Annotated in this window: 32 protein-coding genes; 31 read left to right on the top strand and 1 reads right to left on the bottom strand. The window is 62.3% G+C overall.

Annotated features, from left to right (window positions below; translation table 11 throughout):
* The first annotated feature begins 428 nt into the window (after window positions 1-428).
* From rpsJ to rpsQ, 11 genes are read left to right on the top strand one after another with little or no spacing between them, the layout of a single operon-like run.
* The gene (gene rpsJ, locus WDS16_RS14025) at window positions 429-734 is read left to right on the top strand and encodes a 30S ribosomal protein S10 (protein ID WP_003938093.1); all 306 of its coding nucleotides are present in this window, start codon (window positions 429-431) and stop codon (window positions 732-734) included.
* 14 nt (window positions 735-748) lie between these two features.
* Window positions 749-1,438 carry a 50S ribosomal protein L3 gene (gene rplC / locus WDS16_RS14020; protein WP_338893202.1) on the top strand — a complete coding sequence of 230 codons (690 nt, stop codon included), beginning with the start codon at window positions 749-751 and terminating at the stop codon, window positions 1,436-1,438.
* The gene (gene rplD, locus WDS16_RS14015; protein ID WP_338893201.1) at window positions 1,435-2,112 is read left to right on the top strand and encodes a 50S ribosomal protein L4; all 678 of its coding nucleotides are present in this window, start codon (window positions 1,435-1,437) and stop codon (window positions 2,110-2,112) included. The genes rplC and rplD overlap by 4 nt, the downstream gene beginning before the upstream one ends.
* Entirely contained in the window at window positions 2,109-2,414 is a 306-nt protein-coding gene (gene rplW / locus WDS16_RS14010) for a 50S ribosomal protein L23 (protein ID WP_068380830.1), read from the top strand. The genes rplD and rplW overlap by 4 nt, the downstream gene beginning before the upstream one ends.
* A 39-nt stretch (window positions 2,415-2,453) precedes the next feature.
* On the top strand, window positions 2,454-3,293 hold the full coding sequence (rplB, locus tag WDS16_RS14005) for a 50S ribosomal protein L2 (RefSeq protein WP_068380827.1): 840 nt from the start codon (window positions 2,454-2,456) through the stop codon (window positions 3,291-3,293).
* A gap of 13 nt (window positions 3,294-3,306) precedes the next feature.
* Window positions 3,307-3,588, top strand: coding sequence for a 30S ribosomal protein S19 (gene rpsS / locus WDS16_RS14000; RefSeq protein WP_008718309.1), 282 nt, complete (start codon window positions 3,307-3,309; stop codon window positions 3,586-3,588).
* Entirely contained in the window at window positions 3,585-4,004 is a 420-nt protein-coding gene (gene rplV / locus WDS16_RS13995) for a 50S ribosomal protein L22 (RefSeq protein ID WP_068380836.1), read from the top strand. Before rpsS ends, rplV begins: the two co-directional genes overlap by 4 nt.
* A complete protein-coding gene (gene rpsC / locus WDS16_RS13990) occupies window positions 4,004-4,807 on the top strand; it encodes a 30S ribosomal protein S3 (protein WP_068380839.1) in 804 nt (267 codons plus the stop codon). The genes rplV and rpsC overlap by 1 nt, the downstream gene beginning before the upstream one ends.
* Before the next feature lie 2 nt (window positions 4,808-4,809).
* The gene (gene rplP, locus WDS16_RS13985; protein WP_338893200.1) at window positions 4,810-5,226 is read left to right on the top strand and encodes a 50S ribosomal protein L16; all 417 of its coding nucleotides are present in this window, start codon (window positions 4,810-4,812) and stop codon (window positions 5,224-5,226) included.
* Window positions 5,226-5,471, top strand: a complete 246-nt coding sequence (gene rpmC, locus WDS16_RS13980; protein ID WP_019663551.1) for a 50S ribosomal protein L29 — start codon at window positions 5,226-5,228, stop codon at window positions 5,469-5,471. The genes rplP and rpmC overlap by 1 nt, the downstream gene beginning before the upstream one ends.
* Window positions 5,468-5,746 (top strand): 30S ribosomal protein S17, encoded by a 279-nt coding sequence (rpsQ, locus tag WDS16_RS13975; protein WP_068380845.1) that lies wholly within the window; start codon window positions 5,468-5,470, stop codon window positions 5,744-5,746. Before rpmC ends, rpsQ begins: the two co-directional genes overlap by 4 nt.
* A gap of 144 nt (window positions 5,747-5,890) precedes the next feature.
* Here rpsQ and WDS16_RS13970 read toward each other — a convergent pair whose 3' ends face one another.
* Window positions 5,891-6,760, bottom strand: a complete 870-nt coding sequence (locus WDS16_RS13970; protein WP_338893199.1) for a hypothetical protein — start codon at window positions 6,758-6,760, stop codon at window positions 5,891-5,893.
* A gap of 312 nt (window positions 6,761-7,072) precedes the next feature.
* On the opposite strand from WDS16_RS13970, the gene rplN reads away from it, so the two are divergent.
* From rplN to WDS16_RS13870, 20 genes are all read left to right on the top strand, one after another.
* Window positions 7,073-7,441 (top strand): 50S ribosomal protein L14, encoded by a 369-nt coding sequence (gene rplN, locus WDS16_RS13965; protein WP_149431743.1) that lies wholly within the window; start codon window positions 7,073-7,075, stop codon window positions 7,439-7,441.
* The gene (gene rplX / locus WDS16_RS13960) at window positions 7,442-7,759 is read left to right on the top strand and encodes a 50S ribosomal protein L24 (RefSeq protein ID WP_068380847.1); all 318 of its coding nucleotides are present in this window, start codon (window positions 7,442-7,444) and stop codon (window positions 7,757-7,759) included.
* A 1-nt stretch (window position 7,760) separates the two neighbouring features.
* Window positions 7,761-8,333, top strand: a complete 573-nt coding sequence (rplE, locus tag WDS16_RS13955; protein ID WP_068380850.1) for a 50S ribosomal protein L5 — start codon at window positions 7,761-7,763, stop codon at window positions 8,331-8,333.
* 4 nt (window positions 8,334-8,337) lie between these two features.
* Window positions 8,338-8,523, top strand: a complete 186-nt coding sequence (locus tag WDS16_RS13950) for a type Z 30S ribosomal protein S14 (RefSeq protein ID WP_068380853.1) — start codon at window positions 8,338-8,340, stop codon at window positions 8,521-8,523.
* A 217-nt stretch (window positions 8,524-8,740) separates the two neighbouring features.
* Window positions 8,741-10,213, top strand: a complete 1,473-nt coding sequence (locus WDS16_RS13945; RefSeq protein WP_338893198.1) for an APC family permease — start codon at window positions 8,741-8,743, stop codon at window positions 10,211-10,213.
* Between the two features lie 376 nt (window positions 10,214-10,589).
* A complete protein-coding gene (rpsH, locus tag WDS16_RS13940; protein WP_068380855.1) occupies window positions 10,590-10,988 on the top strand; it encodes a 30S ribosomal protein S8 in 399 nt (132 codons plus the stop codon).
* 14 nt (window positions 10,989-11,002) lie between these two features.
* Window positions 11,003-11,542, top strand: coding sequence for a 50S ribosomal protein L6 (rplF, locus tag WDS16_RS13935; RefSeq protein WP_338893197.1), 540 nt, complete (start codon window positions 11,003-11,005; stop codon window positions 11,540-11,542).
* Window position 11,543: 1 nt separating this feature from the next.
* Complete coding sequence (gene rplR / locus WDS16_RS13930) at window positions 11,544-11,957, top strand: 50S ribosomal protein L18 (protein ID WP_068380861.1); 414 nt, start codon at window positions 11,544-11,546, stop codon at window positions 11,955-11,957.
* Window positions 11,958-11,988: 31 nt separating this feature from the next.
* On the top strand, window positions 11,989-12,651 hold the full coding sequence (gene rpsE, locus WDS16_RS13925; RefSeq protein WP_068380871.1) for a 30S ribosomal protein S5: 663 nt from the start codon (window positions 11,989-11,991) through the stop codon (window positions 12,649-12,651).
* Window positions 12,651-12,830, top strand: a complete 180-nt coding sequence (rpmD, locus tag WDS16_RS13920) for a 50S ribosomal protein L30 (protein WP_068380873.1) — start codon at window positions 12,651-12,653, stop codon at window positions 12,828-12,830. The genes rpsE and rpmD overlap by 1 nt, the downstream gene beginning before the upstream one ends.
* Window positions 12,831-12,832: 2 nt before the next feature.
* Window positions 12,833-13,276: a 50S ribosomal protein L15 gene (gene rplO / locus WDS16_RS13915; protein ID WP_068380877.1), complete on the top strand. Its 444-nt coding sequence runs from the start codon at window positions 12,833-12,835 to the stop codon at window positions 13,274-13,276.
* 316 nt (window positions 13,277-13,592) lie between these two features.
* Window positions 13,593-14,915 carry a preprotein translocase subunit SecY gene (gene secY / locus WDS16_RS13910; protein WP_338893438.1) on the top strand — a complete coding sequence of 441 codons (1,323 nt, stop codon included), beginning with the start codon at window positions 13,593-13,595 and terminating at the stop codon, window positions 14,913-14,915.
* On the top strand, window positions 14,912-15,466 hold the full coding sequence (locus tag WDS16_RS13905) for an adenylate kinase (RefSeq protein ID WP_338893196.1): 555 nt from the start codon (window positions 14,912-14,914) through the stop codon (window positions 15,464-15,466). Before secY ends, WDS16_RS13905 begins: the two co-directional genes overlap by 4 nt.
* A complete protein-coding gene (gene map, locus WDS16_RS13900) occupies window positions 15,466-16,263 on the top strand; it encodes a type I methionyl aminopeptidase (protein WP_338893195.1) in 798 nt (265 codons plus the stop codon). Before WDS16_RS13905 ends, map begins: the two co-directional genes overlap by 1 nt.
* A 234-nt stretch (window positions 16,264-16,497) precedes the next feature.
* The gene (infA, locus tag WDS16_RS13895; RefSeq protein WP_005140011.1) at window positions 16,498-16,719 is read left to right on the top strand and encodes a translation initiation factor IF-1; all 222 of its coding nucleotides are present in this window, start codon (window positions 16,498-16,500) and stop codon (window positions 16,717-16,719) included.
* An 89-nt stretch (window positions 16,720-16,808) separates the two neighbouring features.
* Window positions 16,809-16,922, top strand: a complete 114-nt coding sequence (gene rpmJ / locus WDS16_RS13890) for a 50S ribosomal protein L36 (protein WP_025347279.1) — start codon at window positions 16,809-16,811, stop codon at window positions 16,920-16,922.
* Window positions 16,923-17,125: 203 nt separating this feature from the next.
* Window positions 17,126-17,500: a 30S ribosomal protein S13 gene (gene rpsM, locus WDS16_RS13885; protein WP_068380888.1), complete on the top strand. Its 375-nt coding sequence runs from the start codon at window positions 17,126-17,128 to the stop codon at window positions 17,498-17,500.
* Window positions 17,500-17,913 carry a 30S ribosomal protein S11 gene (gene rpsK, locus WDS16_RS13880; RefSeq protein ID WP_008718225.1) on the top strand — a complete coding sequence of 138 codons (414 nt, stop codon included), beginning with the start codon at window positions 17,500-17,502 and terminating at the stop codon, window positions 17,911-17,913. The genes rpsM and rpsK overlap by 1 nt, the downstream gene beginning before the upstream one ends.
* A gap of 21 nt (window positions 17,914-17,934) precedes the next feature.
* A complete protein-coding gene (gene rpsD, locus WDS16_RS13875) occupies window positions 17,935-18,540 on the top strand; it encodes a 30S ribosomal protein S4 (RefSeq protein ID WP_068380891.1) in 606 nt (201 codons plus the stop codon).
* Window positions 18,541-18,640: 100 nt separating this feature from the next.
* Window positions 18,641-19,705, top strand: coding sequence for a DNA-directed RNA polymerase subunit alpha (locus WDS16_RS13870; protein WP_068380893.1), 1,065 nt, complete (start codon window positions 18,641-18,643; stop codon window positions 19,703-19,705).
* The last annotated feature ends 29 nt before the right edge of the window (window positions 19,706-19,734 follow it).

Here is a 19,734-nt window from a genome sequence, read left to right as displayed (position 1 = left end):
CCTTCGGCTGGGATTTGTGCTCGGCGGCCGTCTACGGCATACTGGTCGGGTTGCCTGGACACGGGACGCGCTTTCGTGCGGCCTGCGACAGGTAAGAGCAGAACAGAACCAGCACTCCACGTGAGTGCGTTCGGTTCACCAGCTCTGAGATGCATCGAAGCCTCGCGCTCACGGTCATCGAAGAGCAAGCGGTCGAAGTATGAGCAGAAATGCGACACGCCCGACCGCGTGGACCGGAGAACCATGACAGATGAACAGCGGCAACGGATCGGGTCACGCCTGATCGCCAACGTTCGTTTCGTCGTGTGTGCACGAGGGCAGTTCGAGTCCTTTCGGCCTTTGGCCGAGCGGCTCGGGGACTGTGCAGACGAGGTGGAGCAGGCCGAACGGCAGGCTTCACGACAAGCGGCAAGAAAAGGACACTAAGCGTGGCGGGACAAAAGATCCGCATCAGGCTCAAGGCCTACGACCATGAGGCGATCGATGCGTCAGCGCGCAAGATCGTCGAAACGGTCACCCGTACGGGTGCCCGCGTCGTCGGACCGGTGCCGTTGCCGACCGAAAAGAACGTGTACTGCGTCATCCGTTCGCCCCATAAGTACAAGGATTCGCGCGAACACTTCGAGATGCGTACTCACAAGCGGCTCATTGACATCCTCGACCCGACGCCGAAGACGGTCGACGCGCTCATGCGCATCGACCTGCCTGCCAGTGTCGACGTCAACATCCAGTGAGCGCGGAGACAACGATGACTGATAACAAGAATCGGCCTGCTACAGGTAACAAGAATCGGCCTGCTACAGGCATTCTGGGCACGAAGCTCGGAATGACTCAGGTCTTCGACGAGAACAACCGCGTCGTTCCCGTGACCGTGATCAAGGCTGGACCCAACGTGGTCACCCAGATCCGCACGCAGGAGCGCGACGGCTACAGCGCCGTCCAGGTCGCCTTCGGTGCGATCGATCCTCGCAAGGTGAACAAGCCGGCCACCGGTCAGTTCGAGAAGGCAGGCGTCACGCCTCGCCGCCACGTTGTGGAGATCCGCGTCGCCGACGCCTCGCAGTTCGAGGTCGGCCAGGAGCTCACCGCAGCTGTGTTCGAGGACGGCGCCTACGTCGACGTCACCGGAACCAGCAAGGGTAAGGGCTTCGCCGGAACGATGAAGCGTCACGGCTTCAAGGGCCAGGGCGCGAGCCACGGTGCCCAGGCTGTGCACCGTCGTCCGGGATCCATCGGTGGCTGCGCCACTCCGGGCCGCGTCTTCAAGGGAATGCGCATGTCCGGCCGTATGGGTGGCGATCGCGTCACCACGCAGAACCTCTCGGTCCACAAGGTGGACAGCGAGAACGGTCTGCTCTTGATCAAGGGAGCAATCCCGGGCCGTCGCGGCAACGTCGTGATCGTCAAGTCTGCATTGAAGGGTGGTGCACGGGCATGACCAGCCTCGAGAAGAAGACTGATACCAAGTTGACGCTTGACGTCAAGGTTGCCGGTGGCAAGACCAACGGCACCGTCGATCTCCCCGCCGAGATCTTCGACGCGCCGGCCAACATCGCACTCCTGCACCAGGTCGTCGTGGCACAGCTCGCCGCTGCGCGACAGGGAACCCACTCCACGAAGACTCGTGGCGAGGTTCGCGGTGGCGGCAAGAAGCCGTACCGCCAGAAGGGCACCGGCCGCGCTCGTCAGGGCTCGACTCGTGCGCCGCAGTTCGTCGGCGGTGGCACCGTTCACGGACCGCAGCCGCGTGACTACAGCCAGCGGACCCCGAAGAAGATGAAGGCCGCCGCTCTGCGCGGAGCCCTCTCCGACCGGACCCGTAGCGAGCGTCTGCACGTGATCACCGAACTGGTTGCGGGACAGACCCCGTCGACGAAGGTCGCGAAGTCCTTCCTCGCCGAGATCTCCGATCGCAAAAAGGTCCTTCTGGTCGTCGGCCGCGAAGACGTTGCAGCGTGGAAGAGCGTTCAGAACCTGGAAGGCGTGCATCCCATCGCACCCGACCAGCTCAACACGTACGACGTGCTCGAAGCCGATGACGTCATCTTCAGCGTGGAAGCGCTGAACACGTTCATCGCAGGGCCTGCGAAGAACGAGGAGGCAAGCAAGTGACCACCATCGCCGATCCCCGCGACATCCTGCTGGCACCGGTCATCTCCGAGAAGTCCTACGGACTGATCGAAGAAGGCACGTACACCTTCCTGGTGCGCCCGGATTCGAACAAGACGCAGATCAAGATCGCCGTCGAGAAAATCTTCGACGTCACCGTGACCAGCGTCAACACGCAGAACCGTCAGGGCAAGCGTAAGCGGACCCGTGCCGGTTACGGCAAGCGCAAGGACACCAAGCGCGCGCTCGTAACGCTCTCCGCCGACAGCAAGCCCATCGAGATCTTCGGAGGTCCGGTCGCGTAAGCGACTGGGACTCTTCGGATATAGAGGACGAGAAGACTCATGGCAATCCGTAAGTACAAGCCGACCACTCCGGGCCGCCGCGGCTCCAGTGTCTCCGATTTCGCGGAGATCACCCGCAGCACGCCCGAGAAGTCGCTGGTTCGCCCCCTGCACGGTCGCGGTGGACGTAACGCACACGGTCGTATCACCACCCGGCACAAGGGTGGCGGACACAAGCGCGCGTACCGTCTGATCGATTTCCGTCGCAACGACAAGGACGGCGTGCCGGCCAAGGTCGCTCACATCGAGTACGACCCCAACCGCACCGCCAACATCGCCCTGCTGCATTACGCAGACGGTGAGAAGCGCTACATCGTGGCACCCAAGGGCATTGCCCAGGGATCGCCGATCGAACAAGGTGCCAGCGCCGACATCAAGCCGGGCAACAACCTTCCCCTGCGCAACATCCCGACGGGTACGACCATTCACGCGGTCGAGCTTCGTCCGGGCGGCGGCGCCAAGATGGCACGCTCTGCCGGTGCGAGCATCCAGCTCCTCGGCAAGGAAGGCCCCTACGCCACGCTGCGTATGCCCTCCGGTGAAATCCGTCGCGTCGACGTGCGCTGCCGCGCAACCGTCGGCGAGGTCGGTAACGCTGAGCAGTCGAACATCAACTGGGGCAAGGCCGGCCGTATGCGTTGGAAGGGCAAGCGCCCGACCGTTCGTGGTGTCGTGATGAACCCGGTCGACCACCCGCACGGTGGCGGCGAGGGCAAGACCTCGGGTGGACGCCACCCGGTCAGCCCGTGGGGACAGGCCGAGGGCCGTACCCGCAGTAAGAAGAAGGCGAGCGACAAGCTCATTGTCCGTCGTCGTCGTACCGGCAAGAACAAGCGCTAGGAGGGAGTTCAGAATGCCACGCAGCCTGAAGAAAGGCCCGTTCGTAGACGATCACCTCCTCGCGAAGGTTGACGTCCAGAACGACAAGGGAACCAAGCAGGTCATCAAGACTTGGTCCCGTCGATCGACAATTCTCCCCGACTTCATCGGTCACACTTTCGCCGTCCACGACGGTCGCAAGCACGTGCCGGTGTTCGTGTCCGACTCGATGGTCGGCCACAAGCTCGGAGAGTTCGCACCGACCCGTACGTTCAAGGGTCACATCAAGGACGACCGGAAGGCGAAGAGGCGATGAGCAAGACCGAAACCGCCAACCCGACTGCCAAGGCCGTCGCCAAGCACGTCAGCGTCACGCCGATGAAGGCACGTCGCGTCGTCGATCTGGTTCGTGGGCGCTCCGTCGAGGACGCGCTCAACATCCTGAAGTTCGCGCCGCAGGCAGCGAGCGAGCCGGTCGCCAAGGTGATCGCCTCCGCAGCAGCCAACGCCGAGAACAACCTGGATCTCGATCCCAGCACGCTGATCGTGGCGACTGCGTTCGTCGACGAGGGCAAGACCGGCAAGCGTTTTCAGCCGCGAGCTCAGGGTCGTGCATTCCGGATTCGCAAGCGCACCAGCCACATCACGGTGATCGTCGAAAGCCTGCCCAAGACCGGCGGAACGTCTCGTAACCGTCGTAAGGGCCAGGCGTCCAAGGAAGGGGCTCAGTAGTGGGTCAGAAAATCAACCCGCACGGCTTCCGCTTGGGTATCACCACTGACTGGAAGTCGCGCTGGTACGCAGACAAGCAGTACTCGGAGTACGTCAAGGAAGACGTCGCGATCCGTAAGCTCCTCGCCACCGGCATGGAGCGCGCGGGAATCGCGAAGGTCGAGATCGAGCGCACTCGTGACCGTGTTCGCGTGGACATCCACACGGCACGTCCGGGCATCGTCATCGGTCGTCGTGGCGCCGAGGCCGACCGCATTCGCGGAGCTCTCGAGAAGCTGACCGGCAAGCAGGTCCAGCTCAACATCCTCGAGGTCAAGAACGCCGAGTCCGAGGCTCAGCTCGTGGCCCAGGGTGTTGCCGAGCAGCTCAGCAACCGCGTCGCATTCCGTCGCGCAATGCGTAAGGCCATCCAGTCGGCCATGCGTCAGCCGAACGTCAAGGGCATCCGTGTCCAGTGCTCCGGTCGACTCGGCGGCGCCGAGATGTCCCGCTCGGAGTTCTACCGCGAAGGCCGTGTGCCGCTGCACACGCTTCGTGCGGACATCGACTACGGGCTGTACGAGGCCAAGACCACCTTCGGTCGTATCGGCGTGAAGGTCTGGATCTACAAGGGCGACATCGTCGGTGGCAAGCGTGAGCTCGCCGCTGCTGCACCTGCTGCAGGCAACGACCGCCCGCGCCGTGAGCGTCCCTCGCGTCCGCGTCGTTCCGGTGCCTCTGGCACCACCGCGACGAGCACCGAGGCCGGCCGCGCGGCATCCGCAGAGGCTCCGGCCTCGACCGAGCCGAATCAGGAGGGCTGACGATGTTGATCCCACGCCGGGTCAAGCACCGCAAGCAGCACCACCCGAAGCGATCGGGCGCTGCCAAGGGCGGAACCGCTGTGACATTCGGTGACTACGGCATCCAGGCTCTAGAGCCTGCCTACATCACCAACCGTCAGATCGAGGCCGCTCGTATCGCGATCACCCGCCACATCAAGCGTGGCGGCAAGGTCTGGATCAACATCTTCCCAGACCGCCCGCTCACCAAGAAGCCTGCCGAGACCCGCATGGGTTCCGGTAAGGGTTCGCCCGAGTGGTGGATCGCGAACGTCAAGCCGGGACGCGTGCTCTTCGAGCTTTCGTTCCCCGACGAGAACGTCGCGCGTCAGGCACTGACACGCGCTATCCACAAGCTGCCGATGAAGGCACGCATCATCACCAGGGAGGAGCAGTTCTGATGGCTACCGGAACCCCAGCCGCAGAGCTCCGCGAGCTCACCGGTGAAGAGCTGGTCACCAAGCTGCGTGAGTCGAAGGAAGAGCTGTTCAACCTTCGTTTCCAGATGGCTACCGGCCAGTTGGACAACAACCGTCGACTGCGCACCGTTCGTCACGAGATCGCGCGCATCTACACCGTCCTGCGTGAGCGTGAGCTCGGTTTGGCCACCGGTCCTGCCGACGACACTGCAGGTGACGCGGCATGAGCGAGGAAAAGACTGTGACTGAAGAGCGCAACAACCGCAAGGTTCGGATCGGCTACGTCGTATCCGACAAAATGGAGAAGACGATCGTGGTCGAGCTGGAAGACAGGGTCAAGCACCCTCTCTACAGCAAGGTCATCCGTCGGACCACCAAGGTCAAGGCACATGACGAGAAGGGCGACGCCGGCGTAGGCGATCGCGTTCAGCTCATGGAGACCCGTCCGCTGTCCGCCACGAAGCACTGGCGACTGGTCGAGGTTCTCGAAAAGGCCAAGTAAGCACCGAGTGCTCGAATCAGCCCACTCCCGGCAACGGGGGTGGGCTTTTTCGTGTGCTTTGGGTTGTTCGCGGTTCCCGCGAGTACATTGTGTTCCCGCGAGCGGAATCGGGGACGCGGGAACGCAATTCGATCGCGGGAAGGTTCACAGTCCCGCGATTCGCAAGCCGTCGAGCAGGATTCGGTGCAACCGCTCGGGCTGGAGGAGATCAGCCCATGTCCACCGAGCCACGTGCGTCCCTTGTCGACGTATCGCGTCCTCGCGGAGTTTCTCCTTGGTTACAATCTCCGGTGCGTTCGACGTGTATTTCGTCATCCCGTCGAACTCACCGGCGAACTTGGCTTGCCAATCGAAGTCGGTTCGCGCAATGAAAAGGCCTGAACTGTCTCGGAACTCGTATTGCAATCGAGGCTCTGGGATGTCCTTCCAACGGTGCATCAGCACTCGGCTCCACGATTCGCCGATGCTCTCGGTCAGCGGGCTGGCGTAGGAAATCGCTTCGCGGACCTGTGCGATGCCTCGACGTCGCCCCAGTCGATCCAACACATCCTGTGGTTGTGTCGAGGAGATGCGCATCGCGGACTCGATCCCGCACACAGCCTGAGCGAACGTGCCTGCACACCCGACATCGAGGGCGGTACGCATCGGGGAGGTGACTGCCACTCCGCCGATCTCGATTACATCGTCTGCGCTCAGGGGAGCCCGATGAAGAACTCTCGACGACGACTTGTGCCCGCCACCACGTCCGTCGGAAGTGGAATGCAGCATTGCACGGCCGGGGTGCAGGATGGGCATGCCGAGCAGCGCGGCTGCCGAGTCGTGGCTGATCACCCCGTCACCGGTCGCGGCGTAGGCGAGTACCCGCAACCGATACTGCTCGCCTCGGGACATCTCGGCCCATGCCTTGCCGTCGATATCGGCCCCGGGGCGGAGCCGGGTGAGCGTGCCTCGGCGGTGTGCAGTGCGGAGCATTTCATCGGTGAGGCCCTGGTCGTGGGCCTGGCGTCGGTTCATGAACGGTTCCATGGGCAGCATGATGAAGCACGGCGCCGACAGTGCTCGCGTCGTTGAATTGGCTGCCGCCCGCTCCCGCGATAGAAATCCGTTTGCGCGACGGCAATCGGAGTCGCTGGAACGGATTGGGGTCGCGGGAACCGAATCCTGGCCTCGAGCTGGGACGATTTGGATTCCACACACCACGTCCCCTACACTTGACCGGTTGCCTGTGGCAGCGGTGTGCCTTCGTGCGCCCGCGCCGCGACAGCCGACCGCGCGTGTCGGGACGGAAATCCGGCATGTATGCACATCCAGGTCTAGGAGAAGTTTGTGATTCAGCAGGAGTCGCGAGTGCGCGTCGCTGACAACACGGGCGCGAAGGAAATCCTTTGCATCCGCGTTCTCGGTGGCTCGTCACGTCGCTACGCCGGGATCGGCGACGTCATCGTAGCTACGGTGAAGGACGCCATCCCCGGTGGAAACATCAAGAAGGGCGAGGTCGTCAAGGCGGTCATCGTCCGTACCGTCAAGGAGCGTCGTCGTCCCGACGGTTCCTACATCCGTTTCGACGAGAACGCTGCCGTGCTGATCAAGCCGGACAACGATCCCCGCGGAACCCGCATCTTCGGCCCGGTCGGCCGCGAGCTGCGTGAGAAGAAGTTCATGAAGATCGTCTCGCTCGCCCCGGAGGTGCTGTAAATGAAGGTGCACAAGGGCGACACCGTTCTCGTGATCGCCGGCAAGGACAAGGGTGCCAAGGGCAAGGTCATTCAGGCCTACCCCGCTGACTCCAAGATCCTCGTCGAGGGCGTGAACCGCATCAAGAAGCACACCGCTGTTTCCGCGAACCAGCGCGGCGCGTCTTCGGGCGGAATCGTCACGCAGGAAGCCCCGATCCACGTATCGAACGTCGCGGTCATCGACTCGGACGGAAACCCCACTCGCGTGGGCTACCGCACCGACGAAGAGTCCGGCAAGCGCGTTCGTGTTTCCCGGAAGAACGGGAAGGACATCTGAGATGACTACCACTGAGAACACGGCAGGCACGCAGCCTCGCCTCAAGGCGCGCTACCGCGCCGAGATCAAGGACGCCCTCAACACCGAGTTTGCATACGACAACGTCATGCAGATCCCCGGCGTCGTCAAGGTCGTCGTCAACATGGGCGTCGGCGACGCCGCCCGTGACGCGAAGCTGATCAACGGTGCAGTTGCCGACCTCGCCGCGATCACCGGTCAGAAGCCGGAGATCCGCAAGGCTCGCAAGTCCATCGCGCAGTTCAAGCTCCGTGAAGGAATGCCCATCGGCGCACGCGTCACGCTTCGTGGCGACCGCATGTGGGAGTTCCTGGACCGGCTGACCTCCATTGCCCTTCCCCGAATCAGGGACTTCCGTGGCCTCTCGGGCACGCAGTTCGACGGCAACGGCAACTACACGTTCGGCCTCAACGAGCAGTCGATGTTCCACGAGATCGACGTGGACAAGATCGATCGTCCGCGCGGCATGGACATCACTGTGGTGACCACCGCAACCAACAACGAAGAAGGCCGCGCGCTGCTCAAGCACCTCGGCTTCCCGTTCAAGGAGAACTGAGTCCATGGCGAAGAAGGCATTGGTCAACAAGGCCAACAAGAAGCCGAAGTTCGCAGTGCGTGGCTACACGCGTTGCAACCGCTGCGGCCGTCCCCACTCAGTGTTCCGCAAGTTCGGCCTGTGCCGTATTTGCGTTCGCGAGATGGCGCACGCCGGAGAGCTTCCCGGAGTTCGCAAGAGCTCCTGGTGATCTGAGGCCTCCGGGCTTCACCGCACCACGCTGACGGGCGTGGGTTCCTTCACGGAACCCACGCCCGTATTTGTCGTCGGTGGCGCCAGGAGTCCCACGATCTCTCGGGCACGCTCTGTCATCCATCCGTTCGTACCCGCGCCGAATACGAAGCACCGGTTTACGCTTCTCGAACAGTGACGTTTCGGCATGGACGTACGACCGCGGAGGTCCACGGATGGCAGACGTAGCGCACGACCGAAAAGACGCTCAGCCGGACTCGCACGAGCTCAAACGAGTGCTCGGTCCAGGTCTTCTGCTGTTGTTCATCGTCGGCGACATCCTGGGCGCCGGCGTGTACGCGGTCACCGGGGACATGATCGAGAACGTCGGTGGTATCGCGTGGGTGCCGTTCGTTCTCGCGTTCGTCGTGGCGACGCTTACTGCGTTCTCGTACCTAGAGCTCGTGACGAAGTATCCGCAAGCGGCAGGGGCGGCGCTGTACACCCACAAGGCGTTCGGCATCCACTTCGCGACGTTCATCGTGGCGTTCGCCGTGATCTGTTCCGGTATCACCAGCGCCGCGACGTCCTCCAACGTCGTCGCCGGGAATCTGCTAGCTGGACTTCACGAAACCTTCAGTGACGCAGACGGTCTCGGATGGTTCGACGTCCCGACTGGCTCCACTTCCCAACTCGTCGTCGCCGTGCTCTTCATGGGTTTCCTCGCCGCGGTCAACTTGCGAGGTGTCGGAGAGTCGGTGAAGTTCAACGTCGTGCTGACCGCCGTCGAGATGGCGGCCCTGGCGATTGTCATCGTCATCGGGTTCGTTGCGGTCGGGCAGGGGAGCGCAGAGGGGGACATCGCGAATCTTGTCGTTTTCGAGGACCAGAACGACAAGGGACTGTTCATCGCCGTCACGGTCGCGACCACAATCGCGTTCTTTGCCATGGTCGGTTTCGAGGACTCCGTCAACATGGTCGAAGAGACCAAGGAGCCACAGAAGATCTTCCCGAAAATGATGTTGTCCGGTCTCGGCATCGCATGCCTCATCTATGTGTTGGTGGTCGTCGCGGTGATTGCAGTGCTGCCGCTGAACTACGACTCGGGCAGCGAAGGAATTCTGCTGCACGTAGTCCGCACCGGGGCGCCGGGTCTTCCAATCGACGAAATTTTCCCGTATTTGACAGTCTTCGCGGTGGCGAACACCGCGCTCATAAACATGCTCATGGCGAGCAGGTGCATCTACGGGTTAGCCCGACAGAAGGTGCTCCCGATGTCGCTCGGCGCCGTTCTCCCTGGTCGACGGTCGCCGTGGGCTGCGATCATCTTCACCACTGCGATGGCAATCGGGCTCATAGTCGTCGTCAACCGCCTGTCCGGTAACTCGGTGGTCAGCGCACTGTCGGGGACCACTGGTCTTCTACTTCTCGGAGTATTTTCGGTCGTGAACGTCGCGTGTTTGGTCCTCGAGCAACGCCCGGACAAGACCTTCTTCCGTGCGCCGGTGTGGGTTCCGGTCGCAGGCGCAGCACTGTGTTTGTTCCTCGTCGGACCCTGGGCCCGAACCGAGTCACAGATGATCCAATACAAGATTGCCGGCGCGATGCTCTTGATCGGAGTCGTGCTGTGGGCGGTCACCTACATCGTCAACAAATCCAGCGGTCGAGGTTTTCCGCGCACTGATACGGAACGCCTCGAGGCAGAGTGAAGGAACCGGGTGCTCCGTTCGTCGGGGATCAGGCGTCCCGTTAGCACGGACGATTTGGAGTTTGACCACCGGTTGCCTACACTTGTGCGGTTGCCCGGGCTTCGTCGTGCCTGCACGCGAGTCCTTGCAATATCTACGCAATCTCGAGTTCTCCGCACGTCAGCATTGAACATGCGGGAGCTCGAAACACCTGGCAGTGCAGCGATGCACTGCTTGGAGCGCAACCCCTGACCGGCAACAGTCGGTCAGGACATGTTTACTTCGTTGTAGGCCCACGATGTGACGAACCAGGCCTCCCGGGTCTTGAACCACCCAGGGGCACCAGTTCGCGCGTGTTGCATGGGAACCGCTGCGAGAAAGGTGCACAGGTCACACCATGACGATGACCGATCCAATTGCAGACTTCTTGACCCGTCTGCGCAACGCCAACTCGGCGTACCACGACGAGGTGAAGCTTCCCCACTCGAAGCTGAAGGCGAACATCGCCGAGATCCTCAAGCGTGAGGGCTACATCTCCGATTTCCGTACCGAGGACGCCGAGGTGGGCAAGACCCTCATCGTCGATCTCAAGTACGGACCCAGCCGCGAGCGCAGCCTCGCAGGCGTGCGCCGCATTTCGAAGCCTGGCCTTCGCGTGTACGCAAAATCCACCAATCTGCCCAAGGTTCTCGGCGGCCTGGGCGTGGCGATCATCTCCACGTCCACCGGTTTGCTCACAGAGCGTCAGGCGGCCAAGCAGGGTGTGGGCGGAGAAGTCCTCGCCTACGTCTGGTAGGGGAGGCCACCACCATGTCACGTATTGGAAAATTGCCGGTCACGGTCCCCGCGGGCGTCGACATCACGATCGACGGCCAGAATGTTGCAGTCAAGGGACCCAAGGGTGCCTTGAACCTGACAATCGCCGAGCCCATCCAGATCGCACGCGCGGACGACGGCACCATCGCTGTCACCCGTCCGGACGACGAGCGTCGTAGTCGCTCGCTGCATGGACTTTCGCGCACCCTCGTTGCCAATCTCATCACCGGTGTCACCAACGGTTACACCACCAAGATGGAGATCCACGGCGTCGGTTACCGCGTTGTGCTCAAGGGCAAGGACCTCGAGTTCGCCCTCGGGTACAGCCACCCTGTGCTGATCGAAGCACCGGAGGGCATCACGTTCACGGTCGAGTCGCCCACGCGATTCACCATCATCGGTATCGACAAGCAGAAGGTCGGCCAAATCGCGGCCAACATTCGTCGTCTGCGGCGCCCCGACCCGTACAAGGGCAAGGGCATCCGCTACGAGGGTGAAGTTATCCGCCGCAAGGTCGGAAAGACGGGTAAGTGATATGAGCCAGCAAACAGCAGACAAGGCGAAGGTCGACCGCACACCTCGCGGAACCGATGTGTCGACGAAGCGTCGCTTGTCGAAGGCGCGTCGTCACTTCCGCCTTCGCAAGAAGATCTCCGGAACGCCCGAGCGTCCGCGCTTGGTCGTCAACCGCTCCGCACGGCACATCCACGTCCAGTTGGTCGACGATCTCGCGGGCCACACGCTGGCCAGCGCGTCGACGATCGAGGCCGACGTGCGTGCGCTCGACGGAGACAAGAAGGCCCAGAGCGCGAAGGTCGGCGAGCTCATTGCCAGCCGCGCGAAGGCTGCCGGAATCGACGCGGTCGTCTTCGACCGTGGCGGCAACAACTACAGCGGCCGCATCGCGGCACTGGCAGATGCTGCCCGCGAGAGTGGGTTGGCATTCTGATGACTCTTACTGACAACGGAAGGACAGCCTGATGCCGGGACGTCAACGGCGTGACGGTGGAAGCGGCCCCGCCGGACAGAACAGTGGACCGAACAGTGGTGGCGACAACCGCGGTGACAACCGTGGTGGACGCGACCGTCGCGACAACTCGCGTGGCGGAAACGCTGCCGAGAAGTCGAACTTCATCGAGCGCGTAGTCGCGATCAACCGCGTCTCCAAGGTGGTCAAGGGTGGTCGACGCTTCAGCTTCACCGCCCTCGTCATCGTCGGAGACGGCAACGGCTTGGTCGGCGTCGGCTACGGCAAGGCCAAGGAAGTTCCCGCGGCGATCCAGAAGGGCGTCGAGGAAGCTCGCAAGAGCTTCTTCCGTGTCCCGATGATCGGCGGAACCATCACGCACCCCATCCAGGGTGAAGCAGCAGCAGGCATCGTCATGCTCCGTCCGGCCAGTGCCGGTACCGGAGTCATCGCCGGTGGTGCTGTTCGCGCCGTGCTGGAGTGCGCCGGCATCCACGACGTGCTCTCGAAGTCGCTCGGTAGCGACAACGCGATCAACGTCGTGCATGCCACCGTGGCAGCGCTCAAGGGCTTGCAGCGTCCCGAGGAGGTCGCGGCTCGTCGCGGTCTGACCCTCGAAGAGGTTGCACCCGCCGGAATGCTTCGTGCGCGTGCACAGGCAGGAGCGGTGAAGTAATGGCACAGCTGAAGGTCACTCAGATCAAGAGCACCATCGGCCAGAAGTCGAACCAGCGGGACAGCCTGCGGACCCTCGGACTCAAAGGCATTCGCCAGTCCGTCGTCCGTGACGACACCCCGCAGACCCGAGGTCTGGTCAATGTTGTCCGCCACCTCGTAACTGTTGAGGAGGTCTAGCCATGACCATCAAACTGCATCACCTCCGCCCTGCTCCCGGATCCAAGTCGACGAAGATTCGCGTCGGCCGCGGTGAAGGCGGCAAGCGCGGCAAGACCGCAGGTCGCGGTACCAAGGGAACCGGCGCACGCAAGAACGTGCCGGCACGCTTCGAAGGTGGCCAGATGCCCCTTCACATGCGTCTCCCGAAGCTCAAGGGCTTCACCAACCCGAACCGTGTCGAGTTCCAGGTCGTGAACCTTCGCGACATCGAGCGGCTGTTCCCCGAGGGTGGCCAGGTCGGCATCGCCGAGCTGATCGCCAAGGGTGCGGTTCGCAAGAACGAGCCCGTCAAGGTACTCGGCGACGGAAAGCTGACCGTCAAGGTCGACATCTCCGTCAACAAGTTCACCGGCTCTGCCAAGGAAAAGATCGCTGCTGCAGGCGGTAGCGCAACCGAGGTATAGCCACGTCGACTGTTCGTCGAAGTGAGCAATAGTGTGTCGATGGCCGCAGCGGCAAGCCTCGAAAGAGGCTCACGCTGCGGCCATCGTTGCCACTGCAGGACAGTATCGGTGCGGGTAGGTAAGTACCGAGCCCATCGGGCCGGGTGCAGACTGACCGACGGGCGGTCCGCCGCGCACTGTTAGAGTTCTAGAGTTCAGTGACAATGCCTTTCATGCGGACGATCCATGTCGTTCGCAGTCCAAGGTCGAACGCTCCGAGTACCCATCCGGGTTCGAGGGATGTTTCGACACCATCGCAGTCGTGCCAGGAGGATCTTTGCTTTCCGCCTTCGTGTCGGCCCTCAGGACCCCTGACCTGAGACGGAAGATCCTTTTCACACTCGGTCTGGTGGCCCTGTATCGCTTCGGCGCTACTCTTCCGTCTCCCGGTGTGGATTACGCCAACGTCCGAGCCTGCATCGACCAGGTCTCCGGTGGCGACCAAGCGGGTATCTACTCGCTCATCAACTTGTTCTCCGGTGGTGCGCTGCTGCAGCTGTCGGTCTTCGCGATCGGCATCATGCCGTACATCACCGCGAGCATCATCGTCCAGCTTCTGACGGTGGTAATCCCGAAGTTCGAGGAACTGCGCAAGGAAGGTCAGTCCGGCCAAGCCAAGATGACGCAGTACACGCGTTATCTCTCGATCGCCCTCGCGATCCTGCAGGCAACCGGTCTCGTCGCTCTCGCCTCGCGTGGACAGCTCCTTCAGGGATGCCAGCAGGACATCATTGCCGACCAGAGCATCTTCGGCCTGGTGATCATCGTTCTCGTCATGACGGCGGGTGCAGCGGTGGTCATGTGGCTCGGTGAGGTCATCACCGAGCGCGGCGTGGGCAACGGGATGTCGCTTCTCATTTTCGCCGGTATCGCCTCGCGCATTCCGTCGGAAGGCAAGTCCATCCTCGACAGCCGCGGAGGCCTTGTCTTCGCGATGGTCTGCGTCGCCGCGTTCCTGATCATCGCCGGCGTTGTGTTCGTCGAGCAGGGCCAGCGTCGTATTCCGGTCCAATACGCCAAGCGCATGGTCGGACGCAAGATGTACGGCGGATCGTCTACGTACCTACCGCTCAAGGTCAACCAGGCCGGTGTTATCCCGGTGATCTTCGCGTCCTCGCTGTTGTACCTGCCGAACCTGATCGCTCAGCTCACATCTGCGAGCACTGCGACGGACCCGTCCTGGTGGCAGCGAATCATCAACGAGTATCTGGTGAACCCGGCGAACCCGGTGTACATCTCCATCTACTTCGGACTCATCGTCTTCTTCACCTACTTCTACGTCGCCATCACCTTCAATCCGGAGGAACGGGCCGACGAGATGAAGAAGTTCGGTGGGTTCATCCCCGGAATTCGTCCGGGCAGGCCGACCGCCGACTACCTGAACTACGTCCTCAGCCGCATCACCCTGCCGGGCGCGATCTACCTGGGCACCATTGCCGTATTGCCCAACCTGTTCCTCGATATCGGAAGCTCCGGTGGCGGGCAGAACCTGCCGTTCGGTGGCACCGCGGTGCTGATCATGGTCAGTGTCGGTCTCGATACCGTGAAGCAGATCGAAAGTCAGTTGATGCAGCGTAACTACGAAGGGTTCCTCAAGTGAGACTCGTTCTACTTGGTCCTCCCGGTGCAGGCAAAGGCACCCAGGCGGAAGTTCTGTCGCAGAAGTTGGGTGTACCCCACATTTCGACCGGTGACCTGTTCCGCGCGAACATCGGTGAGCAGACACCACTCGGAATCGAAGCGAAGAAGTACCTCGACGCGGGAGACCTCGTACCGAGTGAACTGACCGTGGACATGGTTCGTAGCCGCCTCGCCGAACCTGATGCCGTCAACGGATTCCTTCTCGACGGCTTTCCCCGGTCCGTCGGTCAGGCCGAGTCGCTCGTCGACATTCTCGCGGATCTGGGAGCGAAGCTCGACGCTGTCCTGTCGTTCGTCGTCGACGAGGACATCGTCGTCAAACGCATGCTCTCGCGCGGTCGCGCAGACGACACGGAAGACGTCATCCGGAACCGGCTCAAGGTGTACCGCGACGAGACGGCGCCACTTCTCGACCACTACCGTGACCAGATCCTCGCGGTCGACGCGATGGGCGACGTCGAGGAAGTCAGCGCTCGGGCACTGAAGGCGATCGAGGGTCTCGACAAGTAATGGCGTTCGGTCGTAAGCGCAAGGTAGTGCCCTTTCGCAGCCCCGGTGAGCTCGATGCCATGGCTGCCGCGGGAGCCGTCGTCGGCGCCGCTCTGGTTGCCGTGCGTGACGCGGCCAAGCCCGGCGTATCGACTCTCGATCTCGATCGAGTGGCCGAATCGGTGATCCGAGAAGCAGGGGCCGTTCCCTCGTTTCTCGGATACCACGGCTTCACCGGCAGCATCTGCTCGTCGGTGAACGACCGTGTCGTGCATGGCATTCCGTCGGCCGACGACATCCTCGTCGAAGGCGATTTGATCTCGATCGATTGCGGCGCAATTCTCGACGGCTGGCACGGGGACTCCGCGTGGACATTCGGCGTAGGGCAGATCATCGAGGCCGACGCGCTTCTCAGCGAAGCGACGCGGCTGTCGATGGAAGCAGGCATCGCCGCGATGCTGCCCGGCAACCGACTCACCGACGTCTCGCATGCCATCGAGAACGGAACGTACGCAGCCGAGAAGCTGCACGGCCGCAAGTACGGCATCGTCGACGGTTACGGCGGCCACGGCATCGGTCGTGAGATGCACATGGAACCGTTCCTCGCGAACGAAGGCGCACCCGGTAAGGGACCCGAACTCGTAGTGGGATCGACGCTCGCTATCGAACCGATGCTCACCCTCGGCACGTACGAGACCGAAATTCTGGATGACGACTGGACTGTCGTCACCACCGACGGATCTCGTTCTGCACACTGGGAACACACCGTTGCGGTCACCGAAGACGGTCCTCGAATCCTGACTCTCCGCCCGGAGTAGCAATCAGGTCTGGACCCGGCTGGTAGCGCTGGTTCGAGCGCATTTGGCCTGGTGGTCGTTTACCGGTAACATAGGTCGACGGTGCGCTCTGCGCGCCGGTTGTTCGCATGCCTGCGCAAGCCTGGCCCTCGTTCATCCGGTGAAACCTTCGGCTTCGTGTCGACGGCCAGTGTGCATCACGTTAACGGAAAACAGATGCAATCAACCAGGTATAACGCCAGGGACGCGGAGGATATGGCTAAGAAAGACGGTGCCATCGAGGTCGAGGGCCGGGTAGTCGAACCGTTGCCCAATGCGATGTTTCGCATTGAGCTCGAGAACGGCCACAAGGTACTCGCACACATCAGCGGAAAGATGCGCCAGCACTACATTCGTATCCTCCCAGAGGATCGTGTCGTAGTGGAGCTTTCTCCGTACGACCTCACGCGTGGACGCATCGTTTACCGCTACAAGTAAGAGCTTCTCCGGCCATGTCCGGTCGGAGAGAACCATGCTCGCGGCTTCGGGTCACCGATGCGCGAGCTACACACAGGAGATCAAACGACGTGAAGGTTCAGCCGAGCGTCAAGAAGATCTGCGAGAAGTGCAAGGTGATTCGTCGTAACGGGCGAGTCATGGTGATCTGCGACAACCTGCGTCACAAGCAGCGTCAGGGATAACCACCGAGCATTCGCATTTCGGCTTGGCACATAGCTAGAAGATGACCTCCCAGCACCAACCGCGACATACGCGTTGCGGCATACCCCCGGCACGGAGGCCGGGGCCCCACTGAGTTGGTTGAAAGACGCTTCACACCCCAGCGGTGAGAAGAACACAGGGGACGGACTGGGAGCAGACCTCCGGACAAGAAAAGGATTGCCACATGGCACGTCTCGCAGGTGTGGATCTGCCGCGCGAAAAGCGCATGGAGATCGCACTGACTTACATCTACGGCGTAGGCCGTACCCGCTCCAAGGAAATCCTCGACGCAACCGGGGTCAACCCTGATCTGCGCAGCAAGGATCTGGCCGACGAAGATCTGACGAAGCTCCGCGAGTACATCGAGGAGTCCCTCAAGGTCGAGGGCGACCTGCGCCGCGAGGTTCAGGCCGACATCCGTCGCAAGATCGAAATCGGCTGCTACCAGGGCCTTCGCCACCGTCGTGGTCTGCCCGTCCGTGGACAGCGCACCAAGACCAATGCGCGCACCCGTAAGGGCCCCAAGCGCACCATTGCCGGCAAGAAGAAGGCGAAGTAATGCCCCCTAAAGCACGCGGTACCGGTCCGAAGAAGGCGCAGAAGACGCGTCGCAGGGACAAGAAGAACGTCCCGCACGGATCTGCGCACATCAAGAGCACGTTCAACAACACGATCGTGTCGATCACCGACCCGGCCGGCAACGTCATCTCGTGGGCGTCGTCGGGCCACGTGGGCTTCAAGGGCTCGCGCAAGTCGACGCCGTTCGCCGCCCAGCTCGCAGCCGAAAGTGCTGCACGCAAGGCGCAAGAGCACGGCGTCAAGAAGGTCGACGTTTTCGTCAAGGGTCCCGGCTCCGGCCGTGAGACCGCGATCCGCTCGCTTCAGGCCGCTGGCCTCGAGGTCGGCACCATCTCCGATGTCACCCCTCAGCCCCACAACGGCTGCCGTCCGCCCAAGCGGCGTCGGGTCTAGCGGGAAGGAAAGGTTTAGAAAATGGCACGTTATACCGGTCCTATCACCCGCAAGTCGCGTCGTCTGCGCGTCGACCTCGTCGGAGGCGACCAGGCGTTCGAGCGCCGTCCTTACCCGCCCGGCCAGCATGGCCGCGCGCGGATCAAGGAGAGCGAGTACCTGCTCCAGCTGCAGGAGAAGCAGAAGGCTCGCTTCACCTACGGCGTCATGGAGAAGCAGTTCCGTCTGTACTACAAGGAAGCCAACAGGCGCCCCGGCAAGACCGGTGAGAACCTGCTGACGATCCTCGAGACTCGTCTCGACAACGTGGTTTACCGTGCCGGACTGGCACGCACCCGTCGTCAGGCGCGCCAGCTGGTCACGCACGGCCACTTCCTCGTCAACAACAAGCGAGTGGACATCCCCAGCTACCGCGTCTCGCAGTACGACATCATCGATGTCCGCGAGAAGTCGGCACAGACTCTGCCGATCCAGATTGCACGCGAGAGCTACGGCGATCGTCCCGTGGCTCCGTGGCTGCAGGTCGTTCCGAACCGTCTTCGTATCCTGGTTCACCGGGTACCGGAGCGCGCACAGATCGATGTGCCGCTCCAGGAGCAGCTCATCGTCGAGTACTACTCGAAGTAAGGCGTAGCGCGCCTGCGAGTGCCACACCTGACACTCGCAGGCGTTCTCGCCTCCACACGTGGACGTCAAATAGCGGACGTCCGTACAGGAGGAACACACAATGCTCATTTCACAGCGCCCGACGTTGACCGAAGAGGTCATCGCCGACAACCGCTCGAAATTCGTCATCGAGCCGCTCGAGCCTGGCTTCGGTTACACCCTCGGCAACTCGCTCCGCCGTACCCTTCTGTCGTCGATCCCCGGCGCTGCTGTCACCAGCATCCGTATCGACGGCGTTCTTCACGAATTCACCACGGTCCCCGGAGTCAAGGAAGACGTCACCGACATCATCCTGAACCTCAAGGGTCTCGTCGTAAGTTCCGAAGAGGACGAGCCGGTCACCATGTACGTCCGCAAGCAGGGCCCAGGCGCTGTCACTGCAGGCGACATCGTGCCCCCGGCAGGCGTCACGGTGAACAATCCGGATCTGCACATCGCGACCCTGAACGACAAGGGCAAGTTGGAGGTCGAGCTCGTAGTCGAGCGCGGCCGCGGCTACGTCCCTGCCGTTCAGAACAAGGCCTCCGGCGCAGAGATCGGCCGTATCCCGGTCGACTCGATCTACTCGCCGGTGCTCAAGGTCACCTACAAGGTGGAGGCCACTCGCGTCGAACAGCGCACCGACTTCGATCGGCTCGTTCTCGACGTGGAGACCAAGAACTCCATCACCGCGCGGGACGCGCTCGCTTCGGCGGGCAAGACCCTGGTTGAGCTCTTCGGTCTCGCCCGTGAGCTGAACGTCGAAGCAGAAGGAATCGAGATCGGACCCTCGCCCGCCGAGGCCGATCACATCGCTTCCTTCGGACTCCCCATCGAGGACCTGGACCTGACGGTTCGTTCCTACAACTGCCTCAAGCGCGAGGGTGTTCACACCGTCGGTGAGCTGGTTGGTCGTACCGAGTCCGATCTGCTGGACATTCGTAACTTCGGACAGAAGTCCATCGACGAGGTGAAGGTCAAGCTGCACTCGCTCGGCCTTTCGCTCAAGGACAGCCCCGCGTCCTTCGATCCGACCACCGTCCCCGGATACGACGCCACCACGGGAACGTGGAGCGACACAGACGCTAGTTCCTTCGCAGACAGCGAAGGCGCCGAGCAGGACTACGCCGAGACAGAACAGCTGTAATCAGCTCGCTGGAGCTCTTACTAGGAGAT

Source organism: Rhodococcus sovatensis (assembly GCF_037327425.1).
Classification (GTDB): domain Bacteria; phylum Actinomycetota; class Actinomycetes; order Mycobacteriales; family Mycobacteriaceae; genus Rhodococcoides; species Rhodococcoides sovatense.
The sequence above is the reverse complement of the archived record's forward strand: the minus strand, read 5'-3'. Positions and strand labels throughout refer to the sequence as shown.

Excerpts from the sequence above, each read along its gene's own strand:
- rplC (WP_338893202.1), top strand. The coding sequence starts at position 749 with ATGACTGATAACAAGAATCGGCCTGCTACAGGTAACAAGAATCGGCCT.
- rplD (WP_338893201.1), top strand. The coding sequence starts at position 1,435 with ATGACCAGCCTCGAGAAGAAGACTGATACCAAGTTGACGCTTGACGTC.
- rplB (WP_068380827.1), top strand. The coding sequence starts at position 2,454 with ATGGCAATCCGTAAGTACAAGCCGACCACTCCGGGCCGCCGCGGCTCC.
- rpsS (WP_008718309.1), top strand. The coding sequence starts at position 3,307 with ATGCCACGCAGCCTGAAGAAAGGCCCGTTCGTAGACGATCACCTCCTC.
- rplV (WP_068380836.1), top strand. The coding sequence starts at position 3,585 with ATGAGCAAGACCGAAACCGCCAACCCGACTGCCAAGGCCGTCGCCAAG.
- rplP (WP_338893200.1), top strand. The coding sequence starts at position 4,810 with ATGTTGATCCCACGCCGGGTCAAGCACCGCAAGCAGCACCACCCGAAG.
- rpmC (WP_019663551.1), top strand. The coding sequence starts at position 5,226 with ATGGCTACCGGAACCCCAGCCGCAGAGCTCCGCGAGCTCACCGGTGAA.
- rpsQ (WP_068380845.1), top strand. The coding sequence starts at position 5,468 with ATGAGCGAGGAAAAGACTGTGACTGAAGAGCGCAACAACCGCAAGGTT.
- WDS16_RS13970 (WP_338893199.1), bottom strand. The coding sequence starts at position 6,760 with ATGAACCGACGCCAGGCCCACGACCAGGGCCTCACCGATGAAATGCTC.
- rplX (WP_068380847.1), top strand. The coding sequence starts at position 7,442 with ATGAAGGTGCACAAGGGCGACACCGTTCTCGTGATCGCCGGCAAGGAC.
- rplE (WP_068380850.1), top strand. The coding sequence starts at position 7,761 with ATGACTACCACTGAGAACACGGCAGGCACGCAGCCTCGCCTCAAGGCG.
- WDS16_RS13950 (WP_068380853.1), top strand. The coding sequence starts at position 8,338 with ATGGCGAAGAAGGCATTGGTCAACAAGGCCAACAAGAAGCCGAAGTTC.
- WDS16_RS13945 (WP_338893198.1), top strand. The coding sequence starts at position 8,741 with ATGGCAGACGTAGCGCACGACCGAAAAGACGCTCAGCCGGACTCGCAC.
- rpsH (WP_068380855.1), top strand. The coding sequence starts at position 10,590 with ATGACGATGACCGATCCAATTGCAGACTTCTTGACCCGTCTGCGCAAC.
- rplF (WP_338893197.1), top strand. The coding sequence starts at position 11,003 with ATGTCACGTATTGGAAAATTGCCGGTCACGGTCCCCGCGGGCGTCGAC.
- rplR (WP_068380861.1), top strand. The coding sequence starts at position 11,544 with ATGAGCCAGCAAACAGCAGACAAGGCGAAGGTCGACCGCACACCTCGC.
- rpsE (WP_068380871.1), top strand. The coding sequence starts at position 11,989 with ATGCCGGGACGTCAACGGCGTGACGGTGGAAGCGGCCCCGCCGGACAG.
- rpmD (WP_068380873.1), top strand. The coding sequence starts at position 12,651 with ATGGCACAGCTGAAGGTCACTCAGATCAAGAGCACCATCGGCCAGAAG.
- rplO (WP_068380877.1), top strand. The coding sequence starts at position 12,833 with ATGACCATCAAACTGCATCACCTCCGCCCTGCTCCCGGATCCAAGTCG.
- map (WP_338893195.1), top strand. The coding sequence starts at position 15,466 with ATGGCGTTCGGTCGTAAGCGCAAGGTAGTGCCCTTTCGCAGCCCCGGT.
- infA (WP_005140011.1), top strand. The coding sequence starts at position 16,498 with ATGGCTAAGAAAGACGGTGCCATCGAGGTCGAGGGCCGGGTAGTCGAA.
- rpsM (WP_068380888.1), top strand. The coding sequence starts at position 17,126 with ATGGCACGTCTCGCAGGTGTGGATCTGCCGCGCGAAAAGCGCATGGAG.
- rpsK (WP_008718225.1), top strand. The coding sequence starts at position 17,500 with ATGCCCCCTAAAGCACGCGGTACCGGTCCGAAGAAGGCGCAGAAGACG.
- rpsD (WP_068380891.1), top strand. The coding sequence starts at position 17,935 with ATGGCACGTTATACCGGTCCTATCACCCGCAAGTCGCGTCGTCTGCGC.
- WDS16_RS13870 (WP_068380893.1), top strand. The coding sequence starts at position 18,641 with ATGCTCATTTCACAGCGCCCGACGTTGACCGAAGAGGTCATCGCCGAC.